13 protein-coding genes and 1 pseudogene are annotated in these 14808 nt (G+C 59.9%); 10 read left to right on the top strand and 4 right to left on the bottom strand.

Translation table 11 applies throughout. The features are described 5' to 3' along the window. The first annotated feature begins 25 nt into the window (after nucleotides 1-25). A complete protein-coding gene (locus P6U28_RS24895) occupies nucleotides 26-2158 on the top strand; it encodes an autotransporter domain-containing protein (protein ID WP_407120133.1) in 2133 nt (710 codons plus the stop codon). A 566-nt stretch (nucleotides 2159-2724) separates the two neighbouring features. Here the strand turns inward: P6U28_RS24895 and P6U28_RS24890 are convergent. Further along, the gene (locus P6U28_RS24890) at nucleotides 2725-2916 is read right to left on the bottom strand and encodes a hypothetical protein (RefSeq protein ID WP_407120132.1); all 192 of its coding nucleotides are present in this window, start codon (nucleotides 2914-2916) and stop codon (nucleotides 2725-2727) included. A gap of 458 nt (nucleotides 2917-3374) precedes the next feature. Between P6U28_RS24890 and P6U28_RS24885 the strand changes: the two genes are divergently transcribed. The 3 genes from P6U28_RS24885 to P6U28_RS24875 all read left to right on the top strand — a co-directional run bounded on the left by P6U28_RS24885 (nucleotide 3375) and on the right by P6U28_RS24875 (nucleotide 7757). Next, nucleotides 3375-3791 (top strand): ester cyclase, encoded by a 417-nt coding sequence (locus P6U28_RS24885; protein ID WP_209295738.1) that lies wholly within the window; start codon nucleotides 3375-3377, stop codon nucleotides 3789-3791. Between the two features lie 251 nt (nucleotides 3792-4042). Beyond that, nucleotides 4043-5032, top strand: a complete 990-nt coding sequence (locus tag P6U28_RS24880) for a c-type cytochrome (RefSeq protein WP_407120131.1) — start codon at nucleotides 4043-4045, stop codon at nucleotides 5030-5032. A gap of 301 nt (nucleotides 5033-5333) precedes the next feature. After that, the gene (locus P6U28_RS24875) at nucleotides 5334-7757 is read left to right on the top strand and encodes a GAF domain-containing protein (RefSeq protein ID WP_209295736.1); all 2424 of its coding nucleotides are present in this window, start codon (nucleotides 5334-5336) and stop codon (nucleotides 7755-7757) included. 126 nt (nucleotides 7758-7883) lie between these two features. On the opposite strand, the gene P6U28_RS24870 is transcribed toward P6U28_RS24875, so the two are convergent. Both P6U28_RS24870 and P6U28_RS24865 read right to left on the bottom strand, forming a co-directional pair. Beyond that, entirely contained in the window at nucleotides 7884-8186 is a 303-nt protein-coding gene (locus P6U28_RS24870) for a tetratricopeptide repeat protein (protein ID WP_407120130.1), read from the bottom strand. Beyond that, nucleotides 8183-8440, bottom strand: a complete 258-nt coding sequence (locus P6U28_RS24865; RefSeq protein WP_407120129.1) for a hypothetical protein — start codon at nucleotides 8438-8440, stop codon at nucleotides 8183-8185. Before P6U28_RS24865 ends, P6U28_RS24870 begins: the two co-directional genes overlap by 4 nt. A 188-nt stretch (nucleotides 8441-8628) precedes the next feature. Here P6U28_RS24865 and P6U28_RS24860 point away from each other — a divergent pair, with 188 nt between their 5' ends. Both P6U28_RS24860 and P6U28_RS24855 read left to right on the top strand, forming a co-directional pair. Continuing rightward, the gene (locus tag P6U28_RS24860) at nucleotides 8629-9735 is read left to right on the top strand and encodes an IS5 family transposase (RefSeq protein WP_129145238.1); all 1107 of its coding nucleotides are present in this window, start codon (nucleotides 8629-8631) and stop codon (nucleotides 9733-9735) included. Next, nucleotides 9732-10046: a hypothetical protein gene (locus tag P6U28_RS24855; protein ID WP_129145188.1), complete on the top strand. Its 315-nt coding sequence runs from the start codon at nucleotides 9732-9734 to the stop codon at nucleotides 10044-10046. The genes P6U28_RS24860 and P6U28_RS24855 overlap by 4 nt, the downstream gene beginning before the upstream one ends. Here the strand turns inward: P6U28_RS24855 and P6U28_RS24850 are convergent. Beyond that, a pseudogene (locus P6U28_RS24850) lies at nucleotides 10044-10873 on the bottom strand (adenylate/guanylate cyclase domain-containing protein); the annotation flags it as partial. The gene P6U28_RS24855 and the pseudogene P6U28_RS24850 overlap by 3 nt on opposite strands. Before the next feature lie 588 nt (nucleotides 10874-11461). On the opposite strand from P6U28_RS24850, the gene P6U28_RS24845 reads away from it, so the two are divergent. The 4 genes from P6U28_RS24845 (at nucleotide 11462) to P6U28_RS24830 (ending at nucleotide 14790) form a co-directional block, all read left to right on the top strand. Beyond that, on the top strand, nucleotides 11462-12457 hold the full coding sequence (locus P6U28_RS24845) for an alpha/beta hydrolase (protein WP_407120128.1): 996 nt from the start codon (nucleotides 11462-11464) through the stop codon (nucleotides 12455-12457). Nucleotides 12458-12652: 195 nt separating this feature from the next. Continuing rightward, complete coding sequence (locus P6U28_RS24840; protein WP_122401587.1) at nucleotides 12653-12805, top strand: hypothetical protein; 153 nt, start codon at nucleotides 12653-12655, stop codon at nucleotides 12803-12805. A 476-nt stretch (nucleotides 12806-13281) separates the two neighbouring features. Continuing rightward, nucleotides 13282-14037 (top strand): helix-turn-helix domain-containing protein, encoded by a 756-nt coding sequence (locus P6U28_RS24835; RefSeq protein ID WP_122401588.1) that lies wholly within the window; start codon nucleotides 13282-13284, stop codon nucleotides 14035-14037. 339 nt (nucleotides 14038-14376) lie between these two features. Beyond that, nucleotides 14377-14790, top strand: a complete 414-nt coding sequence (locus tag P6U28_RS24830) for a hypothetical protein (protein ID WP_407120127.1) — start codon at nucleotides 14377-14379, stop codon at nucleotides 14788-14790. Nucleotides 14791-14808 lie beyond the last annotated feature (18 nt).

Genomic DNA, 14808 nt, shown 5'->3' with positions numbered 1-14808 from the left:
GTTAAGCGCATACGGAAGGTTGGCCATGACGGCAGCAGCATACTCGCATCTCCCGAGCCGGGAATCGACTCGCGCGCGATGGGTGCTGAGTGCGGGCGCAACCGCGCTCGCGTTGATCGGGTTCTCTCCTGCGGCTCATGCTGCCTGCGACCCTGCGGCCGGCAGCATCTCGGGTTCGAACTTCGGCATTTTCGCCCCCGCTGCGGTCACCGTCACCAATTCGGGCTCCATCTCGGGGGCCACCGGTATTGCTGCCACCATCGCTACCGTGACCAATTCCGGCACCATCTCCGGTGATACTCAAGACGGCATCTCCGCCTTCACGGCCACCGTGATGAATTCGGGCACCATCTCGGGTTCGCTTCGAGGCATCATCGCCGACACCGCCAATGTGACCAATTCGGGCACCATTTCGGGGGACTTCGGTATTGCCGTCGCCACCACCGCTAACGTGACCAATTCAGGCACCATCTCGGGTTCGACCTCCGGAGTCTTCGCCACCACCACCGCCAACGTGATCAATTCCGGCACCATCTCGGCTTCGACCTACGGAGTGTTCGCCACCACCGCCAACGTGACCAATACCGGCACGATCTCGGCTGCGGCGGGCGCCGGTGTCGGCGCCGTCACCGCCAATGTGAGCAATTCCGGCACCATCGCGGGCGATAGCGTTGGCATCGGTGGCATCTTGGCTGCCAACGTGACGAATACAGGCACCATCTCGGGCGGCGTCTACGGCATCCGGTCCGCCACCACCACCGTAACCAACTCAGGCACTATCACCGGCAATGTCGGCATTGATTCGACACTTTTCGGTGGAGGTGCCGCCAACGTCACCAACTCCGGCACCATCATCGGCACCGGGGGGACCGCGCTCCAGTTCTCGGGCAACGACGACACGCTGACGCTGCTGCCGGGCTCGCGCATCGTCGGCGCGATCGACATGGGTGGCGGCGCGGACGTGGTGAACTTCACCGCCGGCCGCGGCGCCTCCTGGCTGGTGACGTTGAACAACTTCACCGGCACGATCAACGGCTCCGGCGACGCGCCATTCGTCATTCGCGGAAACCAGTTCGCCGCGCTCGACCCGACCCCCTTTGCGGTGGCCGACCGCAGCCTGATGGACTTCACCCGCAGCATTTCCGGCATTCTCGGCTCGCTCGGCGGCACCGGCGCAGCACAAAACGGGCCGCTCGCCTCGGCCTTCGCGCCGGACGACTCGTCCGCCCAGCGCATCGACACCTTCGCGGGGATTCCGGCGCTCGCCTATGCGAGCGATGCCATTCTGTTCAAGAACCCGACCGTGGTGACCGCCGACGGCCGCAGCGTTTGGGCGCGCGGCTTCGTCGGCCAGCACACGCAGGATGCGGACGGCGTGCTGCTGGGCTCGACCACGATGTTCTCGGGCGGCGCTGTCGGCTTCGACCTGCTGGTGCAACCCGACCTGCGGCTCGGGGCTTTCGTGGGCGGCGGACAGAGCTATCTCTCGCTCGACCAGAGCGCCGGCAATACCAGGACCGACACCGGGTTCGGCGGTCTCTACGGCCGCTATGCGTTCACGTCCTTCGGCGCCCCCTCAATCCTTAAGGTCGCACTGCACGGCGGTGCCGGCACCAGCACGGTCTCGCGCTCGGTCAACAGCAATCTCGGCACCGAGGTCGCGACCGCCAGCTACAACACTTCGTATGTGAGCCCGGAGGCGAAATACTCGGTCAATGTTCCGCTGTGGTCGCAATACACCCTCACGCCGTCCTTCGAGGTGCGCTACGTGGCGGGCTTTTTCGACGGCTATACGGAGACCGGCGCGACTGCACCGCTGACGGTCGCGAGCCGCACGATCCAGAACGTCGAGGAGCGTGGCGAGTTGAAGCTCACGCGCGCGACGCCGGTCGGACCGGATCTCCTGCTCACCAACGTCTATGTGGGCGCGCTCGGCATCCAACGGCTTGGCGACACGACGGTCAACACGGTGCTGCTCGGCGCGAACCTGCCCTTCGTCACACCGGGGAAGAACAAAGTGGCGGGCGTCCTGGGCGGCGGCGGACTCGAATGGCAGACGCGCAAAGGCGTCTCGTTCTTCGGCGCCGCCGAGGCGATTGGCATGTCGGATTCGAGCAGCGTCGTCAGCGCGCGCGGCGGCCTGCGGGTGGCGTTCTGAGCGGCGCGATGCCGGTGCCGCGCTCGACACGGCGTCAGCCGAAAAGAAATGGTCGAACGGCTGGTCCGCGGCAGTGACGTTCGAAGGCGAGTTCTCCAACGCCACCCGCAGCCACGCCGGTAAGGGCATAGCGCGTTATCGGTGGTGAGCTGGAAATAATCTCGCAAAGTGATGTCTGCTGTTGGCCTGTGGCTGACCTCCCCATTTGGGCCCCGTACGGTCCGCTTCCAAGGGTTGAGCGGAAAGCCATCGTGGAGCCACCGAGGGCAGCCTTTGACCCGACACGGACTTGGAGCTTTTCCTGTCTCCCGGCGAAAAAGTTGGACGTCATCGGTCCTGCTTGCAGATCACTTTTGCATTTGTTCAGTTTGCTCCCTGACTATCGAGAGGCAGCGGGGTGTCACTGATGCACGAACGTAATGCTTTGCAGTTTGCACAAAGCTCCGATCGAGCCGCGAAAGAGTGCTCAAGAAGGTCATAAAGGCGAACGGGAAATAGCAGCGGCAAACGATGAACAAAAAAACCCCGCCGAAGCGGGGTTGTTGATGCAGTGCAGCTGGTAAATGTTAGGCCTTAGCCATGCACTCTTTGACATACGCCTTCTTCTTCGACAGATGAAGCCCCTGCGCAGAAGCCTCCTTCTTGCAAGCCTTCTGCTTCGTAAGCCACTCGGGGTTCTGTGTCGCACTCCCTGCAAGTGCAGGTGTGGCGACGGCTGCTGCCAGCACGGCGGCTGTGATAACGCCAAAGTATTTCATGAAATCTCCAAAAATGTGATTCATCAAGGAGCATGTTAGGTTCCCTCCTCACGAAGGCAATGTCGAGGGCGCTCAAAATAGCATCAAAGCGGCTCGATTTCTGAGTAAGGAAGGGGCAGTGTGGCGAAGAACCATGCAACGGCTCGCTGCCTTGCCGTCCTGATTGCGGCAAGCTCCACAGCCGAAGGCTGGCGAGCTGACGTCCACCGTCAACAGGCACGACGTTGTCGTCCTAGCTTCCGCTTGTGGCCCTTCGCGACCGTTTGCCCGGCGCGGGGACATGTCGGAAGTGTGGGGCAGACCGGAAGTGATTGGCCGAGGCTCAAATCGCCACTGTTGATCTAACCGGAACCGCCAGCAACCAACTCTGCGCGTGCATTTTAGGAGTTCGCCCAGAAACTAGGGTAGTATGGGTGTGGAGCGACAAATTCAGAAGGCCGCGAGAAAGGAGGCGTCTGATGTCGACCGAAGAAAACAAGCGCATCGTACGCCGGTTCTACGAAGAGATTGACAATGGCAATCTCGACGCCATGGATGAACTGGTTGCTGAGGACTATCAGGATCATAATCCCCCACCTTTTCCCGGATTACGGGTGGGACGCGACGGCCTCAAGCAGGTCTTCGAGATCTTCTGGAAAGCGACGCCAGGCTATCACAAAATCGAGGATCAAATTGCCGAAGGAGATAAAGTCGTCACACGCCTCACTTCCTACGGCAAGCATGAAGGCGACCTGCCCGGAGCTCCGCGCACCGGCAACGACTTAATGATGACCTCCATAACCATTCATCGCATCGCAAACGGCAAGCTCGCCGAGAAATGGGCGGAAAAGGACGTCATCGGATTCCTGAAGCAGATCGGTGTGATGCCTCGTTGATCTTCAACTGAACGCGGCGGAATGTCTGCGTGTGAGGCCCTTCGCGACCGTTTGCCCGGCGTTTGCCCGGCGCAGGACATGTCGGAAGTGTGGGGCAGACCGGAAGTCATTGGCCGAGGCTCAAATCGCTGCTGTTGATCCAACTCGGACCTCAGGACGGCGGCCTGAATCGCCAGCAAAGCCAATTGCTCCAGCGCGGATTCGTCATTAATTTACCTGTCTTCGTCTGGGCAGATAGGCCGGAGGCGAGCATGGCACGATTGGGACTGGCCGCTCAGGCGGTAAGTGCACTCACCATGACTTTCGTATGTACGGCGGGCGCGCACGCGCAGATCACCGGCAAGCCGCCGTTCTGGGCCTACACTTACAACCCGCCCGACTTCAAGCCGCCCCCAGACGACGGCCAACCTCGCCACGTTCCCGATAGCACGGCGAGCTATACAGTCCCACAAACGCGTGATCGCTTCCTGGCGCCGGATTGGCACCCAGGTGATCATCCAGCGATGCCGGCGGTAGTGGCGAGCGGCCGCCAGCCTGACGTCTACGCCTGCGGCTTCTGCCATCGTGCCTCTGGCACGGGGGGGCCGGAGAACGCTGACATCGCCGGCCTGCCGGTCGCATGTTTTATTCAGCAGATACAGGACTATAGGAGCGGCAAACGCTCGACAGCACTGCCCGACCGCATTCCCCAAGCATGGATGATCTCGCTCGCGAAGGCAGCGAACGACGACGAGATCAAGGCGGCGGCTGAATATTTCGCCGCCATCAAGCCAAAGAAGTTGGTCGATGTGGTGGAGACTGAGACCGTGCCGAAACCGACGGTCGCCGGCTGGTTTTTCGTCACTAAAGGCGATGAACGCGAGCCGATCGGAATGCGCATCATCGAGACGCCGACGGACGTCGGGCGCTTCGTCAACCGCGACGCGCGCGTCCGCTTTACCGCCTACGTGCCGCCCGGTAGCGTCGCCGCCGGCCGCGGGCTGGCCGCGAAGCCGGAGATCGCCTGCGCCGCCTGCCACGGCGAGAGGCTGACCGGCATCGACGTCGTGCCGGGCATCGCCGGGCGTTCGCCCACCTACATCTTCCGCCAGCTCTACGAATACCAGCACGGCTTCCGCGCTGGGCCGGAGAGCCAGCCGATGATCGAAGTGGGTCAAAGCGCTCAACGAGGCAGACTTTTTGGCGCTTGCCGCCTATCTCGGCACGCTGGAGCGGTGAAGCGGCCGACGGTCACCCGTTGAACTTGTCATATGGGCGGGTGCGCAATAGCCAATCAGGGCCGCGCCGGGATACTGGCGTTCGCTCTGCCTTCAAAGGCGAGGATTCGTGGTCTGTTGCTGGCCCATCGCTGCCCCATGCCACGGCCCAAGATATGTCGGCTGTCAGGGATAGACCGAACCTAACTTAAACCGGGCTAAACCGTCGCGATTGACCCAAAGCGGCATCCTCGCAGCCAGTCAACAGCTGATTTGGACGAATCCGACCCTTTTGCTCCGACACCGCAGACAGATAAAATGCGGGCTCTGGACCCAGGGGCGGGAAATGGCGCGCGCGTCAAAGACCGGCAACAAAGCAGGCAGGGCGAAAGCCGGCAGGAAGAGAAGTTCGCAATACGGACGCAAATCGACCCAGACCAAGCGCGGGACAGCGTCTCGTCACAAGGCACTCTCTGTTGCCGTTCTACGGCGTAAGCTTGAACGTCAGAGTATAGAGCTCGATCAAGCTCACGAGCAGCAGACGGCGACGGCCGACGTGCTCAGGCTCATCAGCCGCTCGACATTTGATTTGCAGAGGGTGCTCGATACTCTGACGGAGTCGGCGTGTCGCCTGTGCGATGCATATGACGCCGTCCTGTTGCTGCGCGAGGACGATTTTCTCCGTATCGCAGCTCATCACGGCGACATCCCCGTCGTCGACAAATGGCCGATTTCCCGCGACTGGGTTAGTGGGCGTTGTGTAGTGGACCGCAAACCCATTCATGTTCACGATTTGTGGGCCGAAGAAGTCGAGTTTCCGAGAGCTCGAGCCTTCTCGCTGAATACCGGGCACCGCTCGCTCTTTGCCGTTCCGCTGATGCGCGAGCAGGAAGCTATCGGCGCGATCAACATTCGTCGCACTGAAGTGCGTCCCTTCACGGACAAGCAGATCGACTTGTTGCAAACTTTTGCCGACCAGGCTGTGATTGCCATCGAGAACGTGCGTCTGTTCAACGAGACGCAGGAAGCGCTGGAGCGGCAGACCGCGACGGCCGACGTCCTCAAGGTGATCAGCCGCTCATCCGTCGACCTGGAGACGGTACTCGAAACTCTGGTTGAGACGGTGGCGCGCCTCTGCCGGGCTGACCAGGTGTACATGTTCCATCTTCGGCATGACCTCTGGCACTTGATCGCCGATTACGGGCTATCGATCGAGGCAAGAGAATTCTTCAAGACGAACCCATTCACGCCCGGCCGGGGCTCGACGTCTGGCCGAGCAGCGATGGAGCTTCGCGCCGTTTCCATCGCTGACGTCTTGCAGGATCCGGAATACACTCTCAGCAAAGGGCAGGCGATCGCCGGCTATCGGTCGACGCTTGGCGTTCCGTTGCTTCGCGAGAATACGCTGATAGGCGTTTTCAGCATTGTGCGTACGCGCGTTGAACCCTTCGCGAGCAAGGACGTCGAACTCGCCACCAGCTTCGCCGACCAGGCGGTGATCGCGATCGAGAACGCGCGGCTATTCGATGAGTTGCGCGAGCGCCAGGCGGAGCTGCGCGTTACCTTCGACAATATGGGGGACGCGGTCGCGATGTTCGGCGCCGACAAGCGGCTTGCCGCGTGGAATCGCAATCTGCAGGACATGCTCGATCTGCCAGACGACCTGCTCGTCAGCCGTCCGAACTTCGCAGAGTTGTTCCGCTACTTGGCCGCCAGAGGCGAGTTTGGTTCGGGCGATCTCGAGGCGGAACTCGCGAGGAGCGTTGACGATATCGGCCGCGAAATGCGTTACGAACGGGTCCGTCCCGATGGCTGCATTGTCGAGGTCCGCCGCAACCCGGTACCAGATGGCGGCTTTGTGCTGATCTATGCCGATATCACCGAGCGTAAGCGTTCCGAGGACGCTGTTCGCATGGCTCGCGAAGCCGCCGAGAAGGCGTTGCTTGATTTGCAGGCGGCCCAGGACCGTCTGGTCCAGACCGAGAAGCTGGCTTCGCTCGGTCAGCTCACCGCAGGCATCGCGCATGAAATCAAGAACCCGCTCAACTTCGTCAACAACTTCTCGACGCTTTCGGTCGAACTCACCGACGAACTCAACGACGTCTTGAGGCAGGCCGAGCTCGTCGAGACGATCCGCAAGGAGACAGACGAGCTGACCGGCATGCTAAAGGACAATCTTTCCAAGATCGTGCAGCACGGCAAGCGTGCGGACTCCATCGTCAAGAACATGCTGCTGCATTCGCGCGAAGGCTCCCGCGAGCAACGCGTAGCCGATGTCAATGCGCTGGTCGAAGAAAGTCTCAACCTTGCCTATCACGGCGCCCGGGCCGAAAAGTCAGGCTTCGAGATCTTCTTGCAACGAGAGCTCGATGCCAATGCCGGCACAATCGAGGTGTTTCCTCAGGAAGTCAGTCGCGCGTTGCTCAACCTGATTTCGAACGGCTTCTATGCCGCGACCAAACGCAGGATCGAGAATGGAGGGACGGGCGCCGAGCCGACTGTGCTGGCCAGCACCAAAGATCTAGGCAGCAGCGTGGAAATCCGCATTCGCGACAACGGGACCGGCATCCCGCCGGAAGTCAGAGAGAAGATATTCGACCCCTTCTTCACCACGAAACCGACCGGGGAAGGGACGGGCCTGGGCCTCTCGATGACCCATGACATCATTGTCAAGCAACATGGCGGCAGGATCGACGTCGAAACCAAGCTCGGCGAATTCACGGAATTCATCATTACCCTGCCACGCAACAATCGTAAGGCCAGTGGCTAGAACCCGGAATGACCGTTTTTGGCCCATGGCAGCCGCATCCCACTGCAGAGGCTCTGTCGGCTCTCAGGGGTAGACCGGACCAGCCTTAACCCGAGCCAAACCGTCGCGATTGACCCATCGGCGAAATTACTCCTCTGGCACCCCGGCCAGACGCATGCCCTGAATGACGCGCCTGCCTTGCTCGCGAAACGTCGGATCATCGCTAAATGGAATACTCCTCAAGCGACGAATGGTGAGAGTTGGATTAAGCGCAAGCGCCTTGTTCGTGGAAGCCCGCGCCTCATCCAGTTTTCCGAGATGGGCAAGCGCAGCGGCGAGGTCCAAATGCGCTATGGGATTGTTCGGGTTACTATTCAGACCTCGACGAAACCATACAACTGCTTCGGCGTCGGCTCCTAGCAGCAATTTGCTGAACCCGACCCACGTCATCCATCGATATGTACCTTCATCACGGGAGACAAGCGCATTGCCTTGTGTACATGTGCCTCTGTTTCTTTGGCGAGTCCGATAAAGGCTTTGGCGCAACCAATGAAAGCATGGGCCTCCGCCAAATTCGGGTTTAATTCCAACGCGTGCTCGCATTCCGCGATGCCTTCCATCGCGCGTTTGGTACACAATAAGACAGAACCCAAAAATGCGTGAGCAAGGGCATGCTGCGGCGCCAAGTATATCGCCTTGTTCAAGTCCGCCTCGGCCGCGGCAAAAAGCGCGTCCGTCGGCGAGAAAAAAGCCAGCTCTTGTTACGTCGACAGCTCCGATGCCCACCAGCGTCTCAACGTTGTCTGGATCAAGCTCTAGCAGGCTGTTGAAGAAGTCTCTGGCGGGACGGAATTGGACGTGATTCTCTCGATGATTGAATCGGGAGGCCGGGATGCGAGGATCGGACGAGCGGTCTGGATCGCTGTTCAGTTATGTGGATCTTGAAGCGCGGGTTCGTCCGGACCATCCCTTACGGACGATCCGGGAGATTGTGAACGCTGCGCTGGGCGATCTATCGAAGGCGTTTGCGGGGCTTTACACGGACTTTGGCCGGCCCTCGATTGCACCGGAGAGGCTGCTTCGGGCGATGCTGCTGCAGGCCTTCTACGGCATTCGCTCGGAACGACAATTGATGGAGCGGCTGGAATTTGACCTGCTATTCCGCTGGTTTGTCGGTCTGGGCGTGGACGATCCGGTGTGGGACCACTCGACCTTCTCCAAGAATCGCGACCGGCTGTTAGAGGGTGAGATCGCCGTCAAGTTCCTTTCGGCGGTGCTGGCTCAGCCGAAGGTGAAGCGGCTGTTGTCGAGCGATCACTTCTCGGTCGACGGCACGCTGATTGAGGCGTGGGCTTCGATCAAGAGCTTCCGCAGAAAGGACGGAGACGACAACGACAGCGAGGGTCCGGGACGCAACGCTGAGCGTAGCTTCCACAAGGAGAAGCGTTCAAACGAGACGCACCAAAGTACGACCGACCCGGAGGCTCGGCTCTACAAGAAGGGGGATGGGCGGCCGGCCAAGCTCTGTTACATGGGGCATGCTCTGATGGAGAACCGCCATGGTCTGGCGGTCGGCGGTGCCGTCAGCCAGGCCACCGGCACGGCCGAACGAGAGACTGCGCTGGCGTTGATCGATCGGCGTGATCGCACAGGCCGGCGGATCACGCTCGGCGCGGACAAGGCCTATGACGTCACGCAGTTCGTCCACGACTTGAGAGAACGATCGGTGACGCCGCACATCGCGATCGACGGACACCTCAGCAAGACCGGTACCCCGCGCAGGACGGCGGTCGACGCCCGCACCACCCGCCACGCCGGATACGAGATTAGCCAACGCTGCCGCAAACGGATTGAGGAGGTGTTCGGGTGGATCAAGAGTTCCGCCGGTCTGGCCAAGGTGAAGCTACGGGGGCGCGAGCGCGTGGACGCCGCCTTTACGTTGGCGCTCGCGGCCTACAATCTGATCCGTCTGCCCAAGCTGCTGGTGGTGCAGCCATGAGCGTGCGGGGCAAATGGCGTGTGGTGGAAACGCCCGATCACGACATGGCCGGGGCGGGTTCTTACATCCTGTTCGCAGCCGAAGGCGGCGAGTTCGCCCTGGATTGCCTCACGGGGGCAATATATGGCCGCTGCGAAGGCGATGCCGTGGAGTTCACGTGGGACGGCAGCGACGAGATGGAGCCCGCAAGAGGCCGTGGTTGGGCAGAAGAGCTCGCCGATGGCTCGCTTGAAGGTGAGATATGCCTCGAAGGCGGCGACGACATTCCCTTCATCGCCCGCCGATTGGCTACTTCTTCAACAGCCTGCTAAAGCACGTTCGAAAAAGCTTCGTGCCTGCGCCATGTGGGCAGGGGTCACACCTTTGTTCCAGCGAGCCATACACTGGAAGTACAAGTCTAGGGCGCTCGGGTGCAATGAGTGTTCCGATCGCCTCGCCTCAGCGGCGATAAGCTGAGCATTCAACGCGTTGGCCAATCTCGATACAATTTCATCTTGCATCTCGAAGAGATCACAGATCGGCTTATCAAAACGGTCGGCCCAAAGGTGAGCGCCTGATTCGGCATCGACAAACTGCACGTTCACCCGGAGCTGGTTCGCGCTCCGCTGCACCGAGCCTTCCAGCACATAGAGAACATGCAACTCGCGGCCGATCTGCTTTAAGTCGATTGACTTTCCCTTATAGGAAAATGCGGTGTGGCGACCGATAACGAACAAGCCCCTGATGCGGGACAAGTCGGTAGTAAGGCTCTCCGTCACGCCATCGACGAAATAGTCCTGCTCGGGATCGCCGCCGATGTTTGCGAACGGCAGCACCACCATAGACAAGCGTGACGCTCGGGTGGGATAGGTGTCGTGCCGCCGCCCTTTGCTGTCGAGGCAAACTTATCTCGAGCTACGGCATAGGCACGAACCGGACGAGCGATGTTTTTGAGGTGCTGGTCGCCCAGGTCGGCGAAGTCAACCTCGATCTTGCCCGCTACTTGATCGTAGGCAGAAGACGAGATGCAGATGCCGCCAGGGTCTGCGATGCCCTCAAGCCTCGCCGCAATGTTAACTCCATCTCCAAATATGTCATGGGGCTCAACGATTACGTCGCCAACATTGATGCCGACCCGGAAAGCAATTCGCCGGTCCTCGACGCGCATGAGAACGTCGGTTTCTGAAGGCGTCAGCCGCGCAGCACAGCGGGCAGTGACAAGGCCGTCCGGGACTTCTATCGACCAGTTCACACGGTCGCCATCGCGCTCCAATCGGAGGCGATAGCCATCGTACTTAACTTCGTGAAGCCAGTCGGGGCCTGGCCTGGCACCGCAATGCTCTTGGTGGACAGGCAAAACTCAAAAGAACGCATTTGGAAAAAATAGGGACATTCCCAATAGATTGCTACGATTCCGAATTCCGGAACCCCCAGTTCAGCAGACTGCGCAGCCAAAGTCCGGTCCTAACAGATCAGCGGAATGATGCGGCTTTCCGAACCTCTTCGCCTTCGGGCCACAAGGCAACATTGAACCTTGCAACGAGCACGCACGCAGTCCGTCCAGCCGGCCAGTTCGTGTGGATCGCCGCGACAGCAAATTCGGTCAATACAATCGCAGCCACGGGACAAAAAACCGTCGGCGCGGCTCGTAAATAACCTCTGCAAGCCGTCACACGTCACAATCATCCGGACCAATTCCATGAACCGCACTGCCAAACTCGCAGCGTTGACAATCGGAGCAAGCCTCATGACCCACGTTGCCTCAGCGGCCCCGAACGTCGCGACTGATCCCCGGATCGATCCGCAGATCCGGTCATTCCTGGCCAAGATCAACAAGGACAGCAGCCCCTTCTGGGAGCTGCCGCAACCCAAACCGCAGGAAGTCTTCACCGGACTCCAGTCGCAGACACCCGTCGAGATATCGGGCGTCACGACAACCGAGAAGACTGTCACTCAAGATGGTCGAGTGGTCAAATTGTACATTATGAAGCCTGAGCACCTGAGCGGAAAACCAGGTGTACTGCTTTTCATACATGGCGGCGTCTGGATCGTCGGCAATTTCGTAAATCACCAGCGCCTGCTGCGCGATCTTGTCGTCGGCTCTGGGCAGATTGGCGTGTTCGTCGAGTACACGCCCTTGCCGGCGGCCAAATTCCCGACCCAGTTGGACGAGTGCTACGCCGCACTGAAGTGGGTTTCCGAGCACGCCAGCGAGTTTGGCTCCGATGGTAGTCGTATTGCTGTGGCCGGCAACTCGGTCGGTGGCAACATGACCGCCGCCCTTGCTCTCATGACCAAGGACCGCCAGGGGCCGAGGATCACCTACCAGGTGCTGCTCATTCCGGCGACCGACGCCAGTGTCGATACTGCGTCATACCACGAGTACGGGGCTGGCCGTTTCCTGTCGCGTTCTTTCATGAAGTATGGATGGGATCTTTACGCTCCCGACGCAAAGACCCGCGATAACCCCTATGTCTCACCGCTCCGCGCCAGCACTCACGAGCTCGAGGGATTGCCGCCCGCGCTCGTCATCACGGCCGAGAACGATCCGCTGCGCGATGAGGGCGAAGCCTATGCGCGCAAGCTGAAAGATGCGGGTGTCAGCGTTGATGCCGTTCGCTACAACGGAACGATCCACGACTTCGTGCTGCTGAACGCCCTGCGAAATCTTCCCTCCACCGAGGCGGCGATCGATCAGGTGAGCCGGGGCGTGCGCCGACATCTCGAACTTGCGACGAACTAACCGTCTATGGCGCGGCGGCGATTGCCGCTGCGCCAACTTTCATCGCGCCTTTCAGTGATCGACTCGTAGCAGGAGCCACGGCCGCTCGGGTCACCCCTGGTCCGACAGCGACATGGATATGCACGACGGACAAAAACCAAGATCAACGAGCTATTGCTCTCGTTCGTCGCTCGGTAACCTATCGATCCGCAGGCCATGCTTTCTGAGCTGAGAGAGGACAACCTGAGACTCGAGTCGGCAATGCGCCGCGCCCACAAAATATGCGATGACAGCCATGACATTGCGACGACGAGCCTGCTTGAGACTTGGATCGACGAAGCTGAAGGACGCAGTTGGTTCCTCTACTAGACGGTACGCGGATCATCAGACGCCAACGAGCGTATGTAATGGACGGAGCAGAGGGATAAGAGTGTTAGCTGTCGTAGCACCCAGATCGTGCTGGGTGCTACGCGCGAAAGTGCCTGGGTTCGACTGATGGCGATACGGGAAGCCGTTGTAGAGCAGTTGCTCCGATGGAATGCCAATGCGGATTCGCCGACGTTCAGAACCGGATTTGTTTGCTTTTTTACAACCGATCGGAGCGAATCGTTCAAACCTGAAAGCAAGTGCTGGCCTGACTGTTGTATATAGTCTAAGTTCACACTCTCATGATGGCTTAAGTTTAGGTTTGAGCTGACTTGTCGTATACCCTGTCTTCCGAAGGCTTCAGAAAATACCCAGCCTCCCGACTGCTCAGGTCGTCTGACCATCTGGGATGGTCGACGCTTTTCGCAGAGCTTCGATCTCACTCTAGCTGCGAAGGACCTGGGGCTGAAGGAGAGGACTTGGAGGTTGCGGTCATGGTCAACGGTTCAGATCAAGGAGCTGTGACCTGCAAGGTCGGAGCAGAGCGGCGAAAAGTCCGCCCCTCTAACGGGACGATCTGGCTCAATCCTATGGCCGCCAGAGCGGACGCGATCCGGATCGCGTCGCCGGAATTGGAAGTCGCTCACTTGTACCTTCCAAAACTCGCATTCAGCCGCCTGGAGGCCGAGTTCAACCTGCCTCAATTCCCCGGACGATCAATCCGCTACATGTCCGGCGTCCAAGATAGCGTCATCAACGAGATTGCTCTGTCTGTTCTGCGCGAAATGTCAGATCCAACGCCATCTGGGCGTATGCTGGTCGAAACCGCATCCCTCTTTTTGGCTGCAAGGCTCCTTCACGAGCACTCGGAAAGCCCGCTGCATCGCTTGCAACGCGAGCCAGGATTAGGGCTTGATAACGTAAGACTGCGACGAGTCCTTGCCTACATTGAAGACCACCTCACTGAGGAGATTACGGTAAGCGATCTTGCGAGCATCGCTTGTCTCAGCGTGTTCCATTTTACGCGCGCATTTGCGGCCAGTACCGGGGCGCCGCCCCATTGCTATGTTAAAGGACGCCGGCTGGAGCGCGCCAAAAAGCTCCTCACGGCGGGGAAGCTGTCTCTCAGTGAGATCGCCTTCGATTGTCAGTTCTCATCACAATCTAGTTTTACGCGCGCATTTCGACGGGCTACTGGCGTGACGCCGGCTACCTACAAGCGGACCATACGTTAGGATAAAGCAACTATTTGACGTCTACGCGGCCGATGGTTGGTGGACTCACGGCAATCCACGATCAATCCTGCTGTGAACAACGCGATTCAATCATTCAATCCAAGGCACAAAGCATTCGGCGACGGAGGCGGGCACGTCTTATGTACGCGGAACGCGCCGATTGCGAGCATTACGAATGTCGCACTTGGGTCAAAAGCAGCGGTCCGAAGCTCTCAGGGGCTGGTCCGGTTCACCTGTAACAGCGGACATATCCACACCCACGATTGCGAGTAGCTCTGCCCCGGTACCATCCCCGATTGATAATTTGCGTATCGGCCGCAGCCGCGCTTTCATATGCGCATGGGTACCAAGTCACGAGAGAGCATCTATGGCGCCTCGGTCCGCGCATCGACAGAGCGGGCGATGGAGGCGCGCAAGGTCGCCGACCGGCTTGCCTGCGAAGCCTGGAATAAACGCATGCTCGCCTTCCAAGGGCCGGCCCAGCCATCGCCCGCGCTCGGGGATGCCCTTAACGCTGGGTATCTATATCTCGAAGTGAAGTGCCTCGGCTGCGAGACCCATCAGACTGTCGCACTCGATATTGTGCGGCGGCCGAAGACAACGCCGATCCACGAGCTAGAGCGGTACATGCGCTGTAAGGACTGTTCGGAGGTGCGCGGCTATCCGTACAAGCGTAGCCATCTGGTTGCGCTGCGGGCGACAAAGATTTCGGCGAACGATCCGCCGTCGCATTGGTGGCCGGGTGAGCGATAGCTGTCTGCTCAGGAGCAA

Origin of the sequence: Bradyrhizobium sp. STM 3561, from assembly GCF_045571455.1 — a bacterium.
Taxonomy (GTDB): Bacteria; Pseudomonadota; Alphaproteobacteria; order Rhizobiales; family Xanthobacteraceae; genus Bradyrhizobium; species Bradyrhizobium vignae.
Note: the sequence above shows the minus strand (reverse complement) of the source record. Positions and strands in the feature narration are given on the sequence as shown.

Bases quoted from the DNA above. Each gene is read 5' to 3' on its own strand.
- P6U28_RS24895 (WP_407120133.1), top strand. From the start codon at position 26: ATGACGGCAGCAGCATACTCGCATCTCCCGAGCCGGGAATCGACTCGC.
- P6U28_RS24890 (WP_407120132.1), bottom strand. From the start codon at position 2,916: ATGAAATACTTTGGCGTTATCACAGCCGCCGTGCTGGCAGCAGCCGTC.
- P6U28_RS24885 (WP_209295738.1), top strand. From the start codon at position 3,375: ATGTCGACCGAAGAAAACAAGCGCATCGTACGCCGGTTCTACGAAGAG.
- P6U28_RS24880 (WP_407120131.1), top strand. From the start codon at position 4,043: ATGGCACGATTGGGACTGGCCGCTCAGGCGGTAAGTGCACTCACCATG.
- P6U28_RS24875 (WP_209295736.1), top strand. From the start codon at position 5,334: ATGGCGCGCGCGTCAAAGACCGGCAACAAAGCAGGCAGGGCGAAAGCC.
- P6U28_RS24870 (WP_407120130.1), bottom strand. From the start codon at position 8,186: ATGACGTGGGTCGGGTTCAGCAAATTGCTGCTAGGAGCCGACGCCGAA.
- P6U28_RS24860 (WP_129145238.1), top strand. From the start codon at position 8,629: ATGCGAGGATCGGACGAGCGGTCTGGATCGCTGTTCAGTTATGTGGAT.
- P6U28_RS24855 (WP_129145188.1), top strand. From the start codon at position 9,732: ATGAGCGTGCGGGGCAAATGGCGTGTGGTGGAAACGCCCGATCACGAC.
- P6U28_RS24845 (WP_407120128.1), top strand. From the start codon at position 11,462: ATGACCCACGTTGCCTCAGCGGCCCCGAACGTCGCGACTGATCCCCGG.
- P6U28_RS24840 (WP_122401587.1), top strand. From the start codon at position 12,653: ATGCTTTCTGAGCTGAGAGAGGACAACCTGAGACTCGAGTCGGCAATG.
- P6U28_RS24830 (WP_407120127.1), top strand. From the start codon at position 14,377: ATGGGTACCAAGTCACGAGAGAGCATCTATGGCGCCTCGGTCCGCGCA.